Annotated in this window: 19 protein-coding genes; 11 read left to right on the top strand and 8 right to left on the bottom strand. The window is 36.4% G+C overall.

Annotated features, from left to right (window positions below; all coding sequences use genetic code 11):
- Nucleotides 1–53: 53 nt before the first annotated feature.
- On the bottom strand, nucleotides 54–626 hold the full coding sequence (locus tag LIZ98_RS13940) for a DUF2777 family protein (protein WP_041902132.1): 573 nt from the start codon (nucleotides 624–626) through the stop codon (nucleotides 54–56).
- A 321-nt stretch (nucleotides 627–947) separates the two neighbouring features.
- Between LIZ98_RS13940 and LIZ98_RS13935 the strand changes: the two genes are divergently transcribed.
- Nucleotides 948–1,187 carry a hypothetical protein gene (locus tag LIZ98_RS13935; RefSeq protein WP_108897796.1) on the top strand — a complete coding sequence of 80 codons (240 nt, stop codon included), beginning with the start codon at nucleotides 948–950 and terminating at the stop codon, nucleotides 1,185–1,187.
- Between the two features lie 145 nt (nucleotides 1,188–1,332).
- On the opposite strand, the gene LIZ98_RS13930 is transcribed toward LIZ98_RS13935, so the two are convergent.
- The 3 genes from LIZ98_RS13930 to LIZ98_RS13920 all read right to left on the bottom strand — a co-directional run bounded on the left by LIZ98_RS13930 (nucleotide 1,333) and on the right by LIZ98_RS13920 (nucleotide 2,967).
- Nucleotides 1,333–1,824, bottom strand: a complete 492-nt coding sequence (locus LIZ98_RS13930) for a YajQ family cyclic di-GMP-binding protein (RefSeq protein ID WP_227091230.1) — start codon at nucleotides 1,822–1,824, stop codon at nucleotides 1,333–1,335.
- Nucleotides 1,825–1,908: 84 nt separating this feature from the next.
- Nucleotides 1,909–2,040 (bottom strand): DUF3941 domain-containing protein, encoded by a 132-nt coding sequence (locus tag LIZ98_RS13925; protein ID WP_072012654.1) that lies wholly within the window; start codon nucleotides 2,038–2,040, stop codon nucleotides 1,909–1,911.
- A 42-nt stretch (nucleotides 2,041–2,082) separates the two neighbouring features.
- Nucleotides 2,083–2,967: a DegV family protein gene (locus tag LIZ98_RS13920; RefSeq protein WP_227140000.1), complete on the bottom strand. Its 885-nt coding sequence runs from the start codon at nucleotides 2,965–2,967 to the stop codon at nucleotides 2,083–2,085.
- Between the two features lie 149 nt (nucleotides 2,968–3,116).
- Between LIZ98_RS13920 and LIZ98_RS13915 the strand changes: the two genes are divergently transcribed.
- Nucleotides 3,117–3,959 (top strand): YitT family protein, encoded by an 843-nt coding sequence (locus LIZ98_RS13915; RefSeq protein WP_041847722.1) that lies wholly within the window; start codon nucleotides 3,117–3,119, stop codon nucleotides 3,957–3,959.
- Between the two features lie 91 nt (nucleotides 3,960–4,050).
- Here the strand turns inward: LIZ98_RS13915 and LIZ98_RS13910 are convergent, their stop codons facing one another.
- The 3 genes from LIZ98_RS13910 to LIZ98_RS13900 all read right to left on the bottom strand — a co-directional run bounded on the left by LIZ98_RS13910 (nucleotide 4,051) and on the right by LIZ98_RS13900 (nucleotide 5,463).
- On the bottom strand, nucleotides 4,051–4,245 hold the full coding sequence (locus tag LIZ98_RS13910) for a DUF3813 domain-containing protein (RefSeq protein ID WP_216408849.1): 195 nt from the start codon (nucleotides 4,243–4,245) through the stop codon (nucleotides 4,051–4,053).
- A gap of 12 nt (nucleotides 4,246–4,257) precedes the next feature.
- Nucleotides 4,258–4,398 (bottom strand): hypothetical protein, encoded by a 141-nt coding sequence (locus tag LIZ98_RS13905; RefSeq protein ID WP_162835726.1) that lies wholly within the window; start codon nucleotides 4,396–4,398, stop codon nucleotides 4,258–4,260.
- Nucleotides 4,399–4,650: 252 nt separating this feature from the next.
- Nucleotides 4,651–5,463 (bottom strand): Cof-type HAD-IIB family hydrolase, encoded by an 813-nt coding sequence (locus LIZ98_RS13900; RefSeq protein ID WP_227140001.1) that lies wholly within the window; start codon nucleotides 5,461–5,463, stop codon nucleotides 4,651–4,653.
- A 194-nt stretch (nucleotides 5,464–5,657) separates the two neighbouring features.
- On the opposite strand from LIZ98_RS13900, the gene LIZ98_RS13895 reads away from it, so the two are divergent.
- The 3 genes from LIZ98_RS13895 (at nucleotide 5,658) to LIZ98_RS13885 (ending at nucleotide 7,324) form a co-directional block, all read left to right on the top strand.
- Nucleotides 5,658–6,428 (top strand): prolyl oligopeptidase family serine peptidase, encoded by a 771-nt coding sequence (locus LIZ98_RS13895; protein ID WP_227140002.1) that lies wholly within the window; start codon nucleotides 5,658–5,660, stop codon nucleotides 6,426–6,428.
- Between the two features lie 245 nt (nucleotides 6,429–6,673).
- Nucleotides 6,674–6,985, top strand: coding sequence for a metal-sulfur cluster assembly factor (locus LIZ98_RS13890; RefSeq protein ID WP_034769105.1), 312 nt, complete (start codon nucleotides 6,674–6,676; stop codon nucleotides 6,983–6,985).
- A 165-nt stretch (nucleotides 6,986–7,150) separates the two neighbouring features.
- Nucleotides 7,151–7,324, top strand: coding sequence for a YjzC family protein (locus LIZ98_RS13885; RefSeq protein ID WP_072012655.1), 174 nt, complete (start codon nucleotides 7,151–7,153; stop codon nucleotides 7,322–7,324).
- 250 nt (nucleotides 7,325–7,574) lie between these two features.
- Here LIZ98_RS13885 and LIZ98_RS13880 read toward each other — a convergent pair whose 3' ends face one another.
- Nucleotides 7,575–7,757 (bottom strand): YjzD family protein, encoded by a 183-nt coding sequence (locus tag LIZ98_RS13880; RefSeq protein ID WP_034769107.1) that lies wholly within the window; start codon nucleotides 7,755–7,757, stop codon nucleotides 7,575–7,577.
- A gap of 324 nt (nucleotides 7,758–8,081) precedes the next feature.
- Between LIZ98_RS13880 and LIZ98_RS13875 the strand changes: the two genes are divergently transcribed.
- The 6 genes from LIZ98_RS13875 (at nucleotide 8,082) to sspO (ending at nucleotide 14,259) form a co-directional block, all read left to right on the top strand.
- A complete protein-coding gene (locus tag LIZ98_RS13875; RefSeq protein WP_227140003.1) occupies nucleotides 8,082–8,804 on the top strand; it encodes a hypothetical protein in 723 nt (240 codons plus the stop codon).
- A 25-nt stretch (nucleotides 8,805–8,829) separates the two neighbouring features.
- Nucleotides 8,830–9,600: a hypothetical protein gene (locus tag LIZ98_RS13870; RefSeq protein WP_227140004.1), complete on the top strand. Its 771-nt coding sequence runs from the start codon at nucleotides 8,830–8,832 to the stop codon at nucleotides 9,598–9,600.
- 347 nt (nucleotides 9,601–9,947) lie between these two features.
- Nucleotides 9,948–10,880: a beta-ketoacyl-ACP synthase III gene (locus LIZ98_RS13865; RefSeq protein WP_041846031.1), complete on the top strand. Its 933-nt coding sequence runs from the start codon at nucleotides 9,948–9,950 to the stop codon at nucleotides 10,878–10,880.
- Between the two features lie 294 nt (nucleotides 10,881–11,174).
- Nucleotides 11,175–12,413, top strand: coding sequence for a beta-ketoacyl-ACP synthase II (fabF, locus tag LIZ98_RS13860; protein ID WP_034769114.1), 1,239 nt, complete (start codon nucleotides 11,175–11,177; stop codon nucleotides 12,411–12,413).
- A gap of 156 nt (nucleotides 12,414–12,569) precedes the next feature.
- The gene (locus LIZ98_RS13855) at nucleotides 12,570–13,313 is read left to right on the top strand and encodes a YjbA family protein (protein WP_227091404.1); all 744 of its coding nucleotides are present in this window, start codon (nucleotides 12,570–12,572) and stop codon (nucleotides 13,311–13,313) included.
- A 784-nt stretch (nucleotides 13,314–14,097) separates the two neighbouring features.
- The gene (gene sspO / locus LIZ98_RS13850) at nucleotides 14,098–14,259 is read left to right on the top strand and encodes a small acid-soluble spore protein O (protein WP_034769119.1); all 162 of its coding nucleotides are present in this window, start codon (nucleotides 14,098–14,100) and stop codon (nucleotides 14,257–14,259) included.
- The last annotated feature ends 91 nt before the right edge of the window (nucleotides 14,260–14,350 follow it).

Here is a 14,350-nt window from a genome sequence, read left to right as displayed (position 1 = left end):
ATTTGTAGTACGTACCGTGAAGGTACGTTTATTTTTTTATTTCGGGCTTACGTTTAACTTCTGCTTGGTCTTTGCAGTGCTTGTAACACAATACGATTTCCCGTATTTAATGTGTATTCGAACCGGTCACTTTTTTGGTCCTGACGGTAATGGAAATGATGATGAACAGAACAAACTCCCACTGTATTATCAAATACGAAAAAATTGACCCCTTCCTTTTCTTTTGTGACAAGAAAAGATTGGTGATTATGGCAAAAAATAATATCGTAAATTGAATAGTTAAGTTCATTTAATTTGCGGATAAATTGAAAGAAGGTATCATCAGCTAATTCTTCAAGCCACGCTTGGTAACTGACGGATAATGATTTTCGGATTTTCACATAGGTTTGATCCTGCAGTTCATATTGTTTATTTTCATACTGAACAATAAAGTCATCCGTTAATATTCCGCTATACCAATGATTAAGGTGTTTCATACGGATTTCTTTATATAAAAAATCCTCCAAGGGAAAGGCTTCTTCTGTTTCATTATCAATGACAATCCAGTCATCATTAATTTTTTCAACAATTCCTTCAAAAAAAGCTCGATCTTGTTTTTCAAGGATGCGATAGCGTTCCGGTTTCATTGAATTCCTCCATCAATTGATAAGATTAAGTTGATCCCACGTAACCACAAGTCAAACGCCCGTCGTAACAAGCGAGTCAAGGTAGTAGCTCAAACGCTCGCATGCGTCCGCTTGGTTCTAATAACATTGAGTTAGGGATATTGATTTCCACCTAATTTAAGTTTCCCCTGAGTACTTTTCCACCATTTTCATTTATTGGCAATGTCATGTTATTTTATACTGTTCTATTTTTGATAAAATTTTCCATTTTCCTTTTCCATTTATTGACCTGTCTTTCCGAAACAAGGTAAGCTAGAGGAGTAGAAATAAAGGGGGAGAATGATGTTGCGAAAATGGATGGGAATGGTCTTGCCTGCTTTTCTGATTTTCTTTGTAAATGCGACAGCCGTGTTTGCAGCTGAAGAAAACAAAAGGGTATGGCAAGATGAAAGTATTTATTACCTTATAGTTGACCGTTTCTACAACGGCGATCTTTCAAATGATTTTACTGTAAATACAAAGGACAAGCTTTCCTATCATGGAGGAGATTTCCAAGGTGTTAGAAAAGAGCGGGAAAAATAACGGGTAATTAATTGGATATTGTAAATATATGAAAAAATTGAAATGGTGCCAGCGCTTTTAACAATTTTAAGTCCGGGAAAGTGTTTCGTTCATCACTCCCGGGCTCTATCATTGCTTGAATAGCATCTAACAAAATGTAAATCCATTATCTGTAATTAATAAATTGTACATCGAGCGGCAAGTCTGCTTCACGGAGGACTGCAATGATTTTTTGCAGGTCGTCTCGGCTTTTTCCGGTCACGCGGATTTGATCATCTTGAATTTGACTCTTAACTTTTAAACCGGTATTTTTAATAATTGTGTTAATTTTTTTGGCATTATCTTTATCAATACCTTGAATTAGTTTTGCGCGCTGACGTACATTTCCGCTAAAAGCATTTTCCATTTTTCCGTATTGCAAATTTTTGATTGGTATACCGCGTTTAATCAGTTTACCTAATAAAACATCCTTTAGCTGCGACATTTTGAACTCATCATCGGAAATTAAAACAAGTTCATCGCCTTCCAGTTTTACATCGCTTTTGCTTCCTTTAAAATCATATCGATTTTGAATTTCTTTCATTGTTAAATTGATGGCATTCGTCACCTCAGCCATGTCAATCTTAGAAACAATATCAAATGAGCTTTCTTTCGCCATTAAGCTACCTCCGTTCATATGTTTTCCTTCATTATAGGGAAAACTAAGGAAACGGGCAAGTAAACAGACGGAGGCAGCTAGAAATTACAAATGATCGGTCTTCTTTGAATATTGGTGTTTACCGGCTTTTCGGTTTTTTTCTTTCAATTCGTTTTTTCTTTCGCGAAGTGCCTGATGGTCCACCGGTTTCTTATCATCATCAGAAGTTCTTGACATAAAGACCCTCCTCAATAATCTCAAATACTAACGCTTACCTTATTATGGGGCAATATCAAGTTCACTATTCGCCTTAGCATTTAAAAAGAAAATGGCAAGTGTACCCGGTCCGGAATGGGCACCGATTGCCGAACCGATCATATTGATATAAAAATGTTTACAACCGAATCTTTCTTCAATCATATTTTTCATCTGCCGAGCTGTTTCCTCATCGTCTCCATGGCTGATGCCGATAAGCTGGTCTTTCAAATTAACACCACGTTCTTCCATTAACTCCAGAATCCTGTTCAACACTTTTTTCTTTCCGCGGATTTTTTCAATTGGAATCAGTTTACCGTCCTCAACATTCAATAAAGGTTTTATATTTAAAAGTCCGCCGACAAAAGCACTGGCTCTTGATACCCGACCGCCGCGCCGCAAATATTCTAAATCATCGACAGTAAATAAATGTTCCATATGACTGCAATAAAATTCGGTTTCTTGGATGATCTTTTCCTTTGTTGCTCCGCTACTCGCCAGTTTAGCGGCATGGAAAACAATTAATCCTTGTCCTAAAGAGGCCGCTTTTGTATCAATTATCGTTAAATCCAAGTCAGGATACTCTTCTAAAACCTGTTCTCTAATCATGCATGCCGTTTGATACGTTCCGGACAATTGTGACGAGAAAGCAATATAAACTCCAGGGCGTTTTTCTTTGGCTAAGTTGACAAAAACCTCTTTTATCTTTGTTGGGGAAGCTTGGGATGTTTTTGGTGTTTTGCCATTACGCATGGCATCAAATATTTTCTTGGAATCAATCGAAATCACATCATCATATTCTTCACCGTCCAATTCGACTTGTAAAGGAAGCAAGTCAATGTTTTGTTCTTGTAAAAAAGAGTATGGTAAATCAGCACCGCTGTCTGTAATAAGTTTTACCTTTGTCAATCCCCATCACCACTTTCGAATGTTTCTTATATGCTTTAGTTTATCATCAAAAATTGGAGAATTAAACCAAAACTTCACGGAAAACCAAGCCGTTTTTAGGAAACAATAAAAAAATACTAGTATTACCGCGCTGAAATGGAGGTTACATCATGATTTTATTCCATGTAAAAAAATTCATCATTGTTATCATCGGTGCATTTATTTTTGCATTTTCCATGAATTATTTTTTAATACCGGCGGGTGTTTATTCAAGTGGTTTTTCCGGATTGAGTCAATTGCTGTCAAGATTATTTAGTGAGTATTTTAACATTCATATTTCTGTTGGAATTTGGTTGTTGCTGTTGAATATACCGGTTACGATTTTAGGATGGAGAAAGGTCGGTAAAACTTTTACTTTGTATAGTTTTATTAGTGTTATTTTTTCTTCCCTGTTTTTAAACTTGATACCGATAAAGGAATTATCAGATGATATTTTGCTAAATGCGGTATTTGGCGGAGTGATCGGCGCAGTTGGAGCAGGAATGACCCTGAGATTTGGGGCTTCAACCGGTGGTATGGATATTATTGCCGTATATTTATCAAGAGTTGTTGAAGGATCTGTCGGCAGATTTACGTTAATTTTAAACAGTTTCATTATTATTTCTGCCGGATTCTTGTTTGGTTGGGAAAAATCTCTTTACACGCTGGTTGGATTATTTTCTTCATCAAAAGTGATTGATATTCTCCATACACAAGCGCAAAAACTGACGGCGATGATCGTGACCAAAAATTCCAAAGATTTGAAACAGGCAATTTTAACCCGGCTAACGAGAGGGGCAACCGTCGTTCCTGCGCACGGGGCGTATTCCGATGAAGGAAGGGATATGTTAATCACCGTAATTAGTAGGTATGAATTGTTTGAACTGAGAAAAATCATTAAAGAAGTTGATCCTAAGGCTTTTACCAATATTGTAAAAACCGACTCGGTCATCGGTCTGTTTAGAAAAGATTAAAGAAAACTTGGTGAATGCGTGTCTTTATAAGACTGCCAAACCGAAATAAAAAATGACAGCTCCGAACCGAGCTGTCATTTTTTCCGGGGGATTAGCTGTTGCGAGAGTCTACTGCATCCAATTCCTGCTGGTATTGTTGCAAAAGTTCTTTCTCTGCTTCAGTCGAATTAGCAAAAGCGGATGAAATAGCGTTTTTTGCTTTATCGATATCGTCTTGGCTGATATCATTCTTTTGTTTTAATCGTTTTGTAAATTCCCTAGCCTGTTGTAACAATTGATTTGCCATTTTGCTCCCACCTTATAATGAATCAAAATGATTATTCATTTTTCTGGCTTCAGCTTCAGCATACGTTAAATGGTAAGGGATTTTTTCCGAATGACGAGTTACCGCATCGACACCTTGCTTAACAAAACGCTTTGATTTACTACTTTTGCCCATTCGTATCCCTCCGTCATTATAATTAGAACAAGAAGGAAACTTGGCCTCTTGTTCCTTATTAACATATCCCAATTCTGTCAAAAAAAACTGTCAGAAAACGACAACCTTGCCCGAATTTGGTTAAAAATTTACGCTATTCATTCATATAAAATAAAGGACGTATAACTTGAAAATCAATAAATTGAAGACTTTAATGAATGTTCCTATAAGAAGTAACCAGTCAGCCGATGAATTGCTTGCTTTAGTTGAAGTTCAAGACTTTAATAAAAGTTCCTCCAAGTAAACAGCGATTCCGTCTTCTTCATTTGATAATGTCACGTCTTTTGCAACATGTTTGGCCATATCAATCGCATTTCCCATGGCCACTCCATGTCCGGCGAATTCAAGCATTTCTAAATCATTATCTTCATCACCAAAAGCAATCACTCGACTTTGGGGAATTCCGTAATAATCGGCGACTTTTTTAACACCGATTGCTTTATTAATTCCGTGTTTTACAATTTCGATAACCGGATATGGGGCGCCCCAACTGCGGTGTTCGATAACTTCCGCCTTTGTTTCCGCAAGATAGGAATTAATTTTTTCAACATTCTTTTCGTCCGAATGAATCAGTAAGCTGGTTGGGTCATTTTTTAAAAAATTACGTAAATCACCGTAAGTAACGGACAGATTCCCCAGTTTGAAAAAATCAATTAATTTTTCATCATGATAATGAAGATAAATATGGTCCATTACTTCAGCGATAATATTTTGAATGGAATACTGATCGGAAATTTCAATAATATCTTTTACCGCCTCTAAAGGGAGTGGTTGATGATATACACCCCAACCGGCATCGAGCGGATGATGAACAAATGCTCCGTTAAAGTTGACAATCGGGCTTTGTAAGTTCAATTCCTTATAATACATTTCGCTGGCACGATAAGGTCTTCCGGTAGAAATCATGACAACATGACCATCATTTTGGACTTGATTTAATACAGCTTTTGTCTTTTCAGATATGGTTTTATCATCTTTTAATAACGTTCCATCTAAGTCTAATGCAATTAAGTGTTTATCTTTCATTGAGACATTCCTTTCATTATGTCATTATTTAGCAATTATAGCACACTCATGTTAAACTGTTATTAAGAAACTGTATTAAATATTAGTTTATAATATATGGGTAGAAATACAATAGATTTGCTTGTATTTTTTATACAATTTCCATACTGGTACAAGGAGTTTTAGACTGATATTGGATTTTTAGGAGGAAAATGATGATTATTGTTGAAAAGAAAATAGTTGCCAATATTCCGCTGCTAGAAGTTGTGCAAAAAGAGTTGTTGGATCAAGCGGTACCCACTGTATTCTTTTTCCACGGATTTACAAGTGCGAAAGAACATAATTTGCATTACGCCTATTTGATGGCTGAAAAAAATATACGAGTTGTCCTCCCTGAGGCTGATTTACACGGAGAACGAAGCCGGGAGTTATCGATGGTGGAACAGGCTTTACATTTTTGGGAAATAATCTTAAAAAATATCGCGGAGCTTGCAGAATTAAAGGAAGCATATGTGCGTAATAGACAAACTTTAGAAAATCAAATTGGTGTTGCCGGCACATCAATGGGGGGAATTACGACCTTTGGTGCCTTATGTAAATATGATTGGATAAAGGCAGCTGTCAGTTTAATGGGGAATCCCGCTTATCACCATTTCGCTCGTTATCTCGTTAATGAACTGCAAAGCCAAGGATATAAAATTCCGTATTCGGAACAGCAATTAGAAGGAGAGTATCAGAAATTGTTGCCGGTTGACTTAAGCATGAATCCGGAAAAGTTAAACAATCGTCCGCTGCTATTTTGGCATGGAAAAAAGGATCCAATTGTTCCCTATACATATGCTTATGATTTTTATCAAAAGGTAAAGGAAAATTATTCAGAACATCCGGACCATATCCGCTTTATTTTAGATCATCATGCCGGACATAAAGTATCACGAGAAGGGTTATTAGCAACGGTTGACTGGTTTGAGCAATTTCTTCAATAAATGTCCAACCTTATCCAACTTGTAGTGGCCAAGAATTTATCTTACCTTAACGGAAAGTAAGACTTCACCTCAAGTTATTCGAGCATGGAAAGAAGACAGGTGGTGGTCGGACTGCCCGCACGCATCCGATAGGTTCAACTAACATTAGTGGGGAAAAAATATCCCCCTTGACGGAAGTTTCACTTAATTCATTTTTCTATGTATCTTTGGTATGATAGAATATGAATTGGAAAGGAGGTTTTTTTATGGATGAAGCTTTAAAAGAAAATATACTCGGTGCGCTTGAACAAGTAATCGATCCTGAAATTGGAATTGACATAGTAAATCTTGGGTTGGTATATGATGTTGATCTGGATGAAAACGGCAAAGCCATTGTGACGATGACTTTGACCACAATGGGTTGCCCATTAGGCGGTATCATTTCTGACCAAGTGAAAATAGCTCTTTCTGATATACCGGAAGTGAAGGATACTGAGGTGAATATTGTCTGGAATCCACCGTGGTCAAAAAATATGATGAGTCGTTATGCAAAGATTGCACTAGGAATTCCGGATTAATCCGAAACTGACCCTAAGGAAGGGGATGATGGTTCAGCCAGACCCTTTCGAAAAGTTTTGAGAGCCTGCTTTCAACTGTCATTTTTTTCATCTCTACCTGAATTCATGATTTCCCTCTTTTCGTAAAAGATAATAATGAGAAACCTGGAAAGGGGGATGAAAGCAATGGGTGAAAATCGTCGTTTCCGAGCAGGGTACAAAGCACCAAATGACGGGATATATATTGAAATAGGAGAAGAAGGATCGTCTGTCGTCAATCCAAGACAAGTCCGGTTAAAAGCAGGACAACGTTTCCCGGAAAACTCCAATCATAACCGCATTTGGACCTTTAAGGGTTAAATCCGATTGTTCATATTTTGTATTATATGAAATTCTGGAAGCATAAAGTCAAAAGGTTGTCTTGTCAGGGAAAATAGAAATGACTCCCCTAAAGGACAACCTTTTTTCGTATACTTTACGTATAGATGACCGGCACTTAGGAATTCACCGGAGAAAAATTTGAAATTAAGTACGAACTGAAAAATGCTTGTCAGTTTCGATGAACTATGCATGACGAGACGCCGAACTTAATCGTAAACGGTTCGCTCTCTTACACATTTAGTTCTTTATCTTTTGGCATAACTGCCGCAATTAGGAAAAGAATAATCGAGATGCCGATTGCTAAAATTGTTCCAACTGTAAAATCATATGAAGCGGATTTTATTGACCCGACAATATAAGTTAACATATGTGATAAAAGAAATACCCAGAAAAAGGTCCAAAAATATTTCATGAAACTCCACCTGCTTTTCATTTTATAATTATTTTCTTCATTATCATATAAAGAAATCATACCATAAAAATCAAATTTTAGGAAAGGTTTCTTATTGAGCAATTTAAAATAAACAACTTCGGTTTTTATTGCGAAACGGAAGAGGCAATCTGACAAAGCTGTTTTTCCCCGGACTTACAGGAAAGATAAATGAAAAATAGGCAATTGTAATAGAGAGTTTATTACGTTTTTGAATAAAGTATAAAGAGAAGCACTGCCCACAAGGCTGATTATTGTGTTAATGAATGGAAAATAATTGGTAAGTAAATATAAGAGGGGTTTTGTATGAACTTTCGAATTTTCACCTTAAATGATCAATATTGTATCATTCATTATCCGGAAAAACCAAATGGATTCGGGGTATTGGCCATCGGCGGAGAAGAACAATATGTAGATAAACAGAGTAGTAATTGGTTAAGTAACAATGCAAGACAGAAAATCCTTCAATCATTTTTAGATGACGGATACACCGTTTATTATACAAATTTCAATTACAGGCATATGGGAAATAAGCAATCTGTTGAACAAGTGGCCAGTCTATACGAATTTATTAAGCGGACGGAAATCTTAAACGAACGGGTGCACATTATTGCAGAAGGAATTGGGACTTTGATTGCCATGGATTTATTAAAAAATAAAAGAGAAATGATTCGCTCGATTGTATTCATTAATCCGATATTTTCCATTCAATGGATGATATCAATTGTGAAAGATCAACCTTTTCTTTATAAAAAAACGATCAAAGATTTATCATCTGCTTACGATATTAGTGAAGAAAGTTGTGAAAAAAATATCAAAAACTTAAAAGTGACATCATTTACCATCACATATCCTTTCGTTATCATTCATATTTTAGAACATGGAATTCAAGATGCACTATGGACACAGCTATATAAAAAATATTTTTCTAAATATAATGAAAATATTTATGTTATTTTACCGGAAAAAAGGTCGCGCATTGCTTATTACTCAAAGAACTTATTCATGCAGGCTGAAGCTCAATTGTAATCGTATTTGACAGCAGGTGAAGCAAATGGACGGATATATCCTCTTCGGATCCTTTGGACAATTGGGATTTGAAATTTGTGAACAACTATTAAATAATGGTTATCAAGTAAATCATGTAAATGTTTGTGATGACTATGAGGATCAGGAAATTATTGAAGAAAAAAATTTAATGCTTGGCAGAAATGCGAATTTTAAAAGAATGGGCGAAAATTTAGTACGATTCATAAACGTTCCAATGATCATCCCATTATATGATTGGTTATTTTACGATGAAAATCAATGGGAAATGATTTTAAAAAAACTTGAACAAATTTTTGCCCGGCTTCACGTAAAAAATGCTTCAGCCCCGATCATTTTATTAAAAGCATCAGGTCCCGACCAAAGGATCCAGTCAATGAATCATTATTTTCGAGTAATTGAACAAAAATTTTGCAAAACATTATCGATTTACGTTCCCATTATATATGGGAAGTGGTTTACCGAGACTTCATATCTTTACCATATGTTAATGGGGGAAAAAATTAGCAGAAACGCAGATGCCATTTATATTAGTGATGCGGGTAGAACGATTGTTGATTTAATGTTACATGAAGAAAAAGGGGAATTTTATATTAGAAATCAAAATAAACATTGTTGGCATGAATGTCTATATATGCTGACCGGTATTAAATCACAAACCGATTATCCGGAAGATGAAACGGTCAATGATCCCGGTAAAGTCATTTTTGTCAATGAAACAAATGACGGAGAACGATTTTTTGAAAAGATAAGAAAGTATAAAAATACATGTAAATAACTTGGAATTAGTTTTATTGTCTAGCTCCGAGCGCCAGCGACTAGCAAACTTCACTCCCCTCCACTACGATAAGTCAACATCGGCTCGTCCCTCGCCGTGTTTCCTTTATCTCATTGCGGGGCGCTCCAGTTTGTACGTCGCTAACCGGGCGCTCTGCGCTTTTCTAATGAAATAAAGAAATTACAAACGATATTTGATTTGTAACATGTAAGTTTTCTTGAATTATTTCCACTGCACAAAATTTCAATTGAATTATCTTTTTTTTTCAAGTAAAATTAGTACCAAGTCATAATAACTCATAATAAAAATAGTTGTGATCAGAATTTTTCAAATGAGGAGTGGGTTACATGAATGTTGGAATTGTTGGTATTGGTCGTTATGTACCGGAAAATGTAGTAACGAATCAAGATTTAGAAAAAAGAATGGATACTTCCGATGAATGGATTCGAACGAGAACCGGGATCAGGGAGCGAAGAATTGCCGGTGATGACATAAACACCTCACATATGGCTTATTTCGCTGCACAAAAGGCGATTGAGGATGCCGGGATTCAGCCTGAAGATATTGATCTCATCTTAACAGCAACGGTTACTCCTGATCAGCCTTTCCCAACCGTTTCTTGCATGATTCAGGAACAAATTGGTGCCAAAAAAGCTGCAGCGATGGATATTAGTGCCGCATGTTCCGGATTAATGTACGGAATGGTGACGGCTAAACAGTTTATCGAAACAGGTGTTTATAAGTATGTATTAGTTATCGGTGCAGAAAAGTTATCGAAAATAACCGACTGGGAAGACCGTTCAACTGCCGTATTATTTGGTGACGGAGCCGGTGCAGTGGTCATGGGACCGGTCACTGACGGACGAGGAATTTTATCATTTGAACTCGGTGCAGATGGTTCTGGAGGAAAATTTTTATATCAAGAAAAATATATTTGTATGAACGGTCGAGAAGTCTTTAAATTTGCTGTTCGACAAATGGGCGAATCCGCCTTAAATGTGATAGAAAAGGCAGGCTTGTCGAAGGAGGACGTCGATTTTCTTATCCCGCATCAAGCTAATATCCGAATTATGGAAGCAGCAAGACAAAGATTGGATCTCCCGGTTGAAAAAATGTCAAATACTGTTGGAAAATATGGAAATACATCTGCAGCCTCCATTCCAATTTCTTTAGTTGAGGATTTGGAAGCAGGACGGATTAAAGATGATGATATTATCTTGATGGTTGGTTTTGGCGGTGGTCTAACTTGGGGAGCGATTTTAATGAAATGGGGCAAGTAATTTGTTTTACTAAAGATAAAAGGCCCGTCTTGACTAAACCGGTTACAGCCCGGTTGTTTTAACTAATCAATCGACATAAGCAAGTTGTTAACAGGTAAGCGGTTATGTAGACATCTATCATTTGATTATTAGGTGTATTATTGTTCGGTAAAAATTCTTTAAAACCTAAAAAACTTTTCAAAATTTTTTCCGGGATGGTAAGATAAGATGAAGGACGATCGTAATAAAATAGTGTACGAATTCTTGAAAGTTTCATAGTGGAAATATGCACGATTAAAAAGGAGTTGTATTGAAATGGAACAACGAAGGGTAGTTATTACTGGGATTGGTGCTGTTACACCTGTTGGCAGTGATGCCCTAACTTCTTGGAATAATATTATAAACGGAAAATCAGGTATCGGTCCGATGACTCGGGTTAATGCTGATGAGTTTCCTGCAAAAGTTGCCGCAGAAGTGAGAGATTTTAATCCTGAAGATTTTATTGAAAGAAAAGATGTAAGGAAAATGGATCGATTTACTCATTTTGCCGTAGCTGCATCACTTATGGCCGTAAAAGACGCCAATCTGACAATTGATGATCATAATGCACATCGAGTCGGTGTTTGGATTGGTTCGGGTATCGGCGGGTTAGAAACGTTGGAAAATCAATTTGAAACCTTTTTACAACGTGGCTATCGGCGGGTTAGTCCGTTCTTTATACCGATGATGATTCCGGATATGGCAACCGGGCAAGTTTCGATTTTTCTTGGTGCAAAAGGTTTTAATTCTTGTACAGTAACGGCCTGTGCAACCGGAACAAACTCCATTGGCGATGCATTTAAAGTTATTGAACGCGGTGATGCAGATGTCATGATTTCCGGTGGTTCTGAAGCCCCAATCACAAGAATGTCGATAGCAGGATTCTGTGCCAATACCGCGCTCTCAACCAATCCCGATCCAAAAACCGCATGCCGGCCGTTTGATAAAGATCGTGACGGTTTTGTTATCGGTGAAGGGGCAGGGATCGTTGTTTTAGAAGAATTGAATCATGCTTTAAACCGAGGTGCTCATATTTATGCAGAAGTAATCGGCTACGGAGCGACCGGTGATGCCTATCATATTACTGCTCCGGCACCTGAAGGAGAAGGCGGTGCCCGTGCAATGAAGATGGCGATCGATGATGCTGGAATCGACCCGACAACAATCGATTATATTAATGCCCATGGTACAAGTACCGAATATAATGATAAATATGAAACAACAGCCATTAAAACAATATTTGGCGATCATGCTTATAAAATGGCCATCAGCTCAACGAAATCAATGACCGGACATTTATTAGGCGCTGCCGGAGCGGTAGAGGCAATTTTTACTGTTTTAGCTCTAAAGGAAGGCATTTTACCGCCAACCATGAATTTACAAAATCCGGATCCGAATTGTGACTTGGATTATGTTCCAAATGAAGCAAGAAATCAAGAAATTACGTATGCGATGAGCAACTCGCTCGGATTCGGCGGTCATAATGCAACACTAGTATTTAAAAAATATGAATAATGTAGAAACGCTTAAAGCCAGGGAAAGGGGACCTGGCTTTACGTATTTATCATCGTCTTTTCGCCATTAAGAGAAGGAAATCTTGCTTTTTCAGGAATAATTTAACTCTTTTCGGACAATACTGTACTCAAACAGTCTTTAAGCGAGGGGTTAGAAATGATGTATTTGCATGATGTTTGGGTGAATTGGTTCGAAGGGGAAGAGAACGGATATAATGTCTGTCATTTTCATGAATGGCGAAAAGATGATACCATCGAATTATTAGATCAGGTACCGGTTTTGAAAGTAACGAAAGACTTATATGATTATATTGAAAATGGGTTGACTGATCTGCCGGAAGGTTTATTGAATGATGTGTTTCAAAAGGCGTATTTGCGAAAAAATCATGAGCGGATCCAGTTGGACTATTGTTTTATCATAACAGACGGCATCGGCATTCTGGCCGTCGATACGCTCGGATATCAAATACCGATGAGGAAAAGTCGCATAATCCCGAGACAAGAGCAACTTGTATATGAGATGATAGCAGAAGAAAATCCGATCAAATATTCGATACCAAAACATCCGAAAAAAGAACATCATATTATGTCACCTGAACCGGAAGTAATGATGGGGCTGACAAGGAAAGAGCGGCAGTTAAAGCAATTGTTATTTTTAGCTTTAGATCATCTATATACATCGAAAAATACAGGGCAAGTCCGGTACTGGTATACAGAATGGGCACCGGGACATTATTCAACGATTCGGACGAAATCGTTTGAAGAAATATGGAATCAACTGTATGAAGAAGTAAAACTCGGTTGGACAGAAAAACATGAGAAGCTATGTGAGGCTTTAATAAAAGGTGAACCATATTTTGAAAAACTTTGGGAAATGGAAAAAGGATCAAAGGTAAATTAAAGAGTCCTACTTCAAAAATGTCCGTGAGATAAAACCTCATGGGCATTTTTTTTGTACACTGCATGGCGATTAACAATGTATCCCAAATTTTAGTATAGGGCAAATCAGGATTAACAACTGTGTTACTTACTAAAATGGTAATTACACCGATAACGAACTTAATGAAATAATGGTAATAATAAAATAACTAATAATAATCAATAATATATGGATGAGTAACAATAATATAAAAATCATTGTAGGATTATTTATCTTGGTTCTTTTAATACAATAACATTCAAATATGATCAAGAACCAATAATTTATACTGGTCATTTCTGGATTTAAAATGACATAGGTTATGAAAAAAGGAATTTGATAAATTAAAAATTTAGTAATGAAAATTTTATTCATCTCTTTCCAATTTTCTGTTAAAAAATCCGAAAGAACTAATAATATAATTGTTTGATAATTTTTTCAGTTATAATAGCAAATAGTTTTTTCTTTAAAATTCCTTTTGTCACGATAACCATTTGTGTTATCCATTTATTAATTATTATTCCAACCGGATTGATTGATAAAAAGATGGACAATCAAATGCGTAAGAAGATTATAGAAGAAGCGATGAAAAGCCTGAAGAAGTAATAGTTGTTTGGTGACTTCTAATGTGTACGCTAAAATATGTCAGTACAAGATTGATTATTTTGTTGATTTTAATCGTATATGATGACAGGGAAATTTTGTCTGACATAAATCGTACATACTCTATGAAAAGATGTAAAACATAAGGTTGGAGGTGGAAACGATGTCGGAAAACGAAAAACTGAAAAAACAGCTCCGAAAATATTTTAGCGATGAGCAAGCAAAAAAAGATGATCAATCACACGAATTTGATCATGAATTTGCCAATGAACCGTTGACAGCTGCTGAAAGGTTGAACAATAAAAAAACGAAAAAACGGCAATAATGAAAAAAAGGGGATGAAAAAGCCATCCCCTTTTTCAAAAGATAAGAAAGTATAAAAATACAAGTAAATAACTTGGAATTAGTTTTATTGT

Origin of the sequence: Caldibacillus sp. 210928-DFI.2.18, assembly GCF_020554505.1 — a bacterium.
In the GTDB taxonomy this organism is placed as follows: Bacteria; Bacillota; Bacilli; order Bacillales; family Caldibacillaceae; genus Caldifermentibacillus; species Caldifermentibacillus hisashii.
This window is presented reverse-complemented; position numbering and strand designations above follow the sequence as displayed.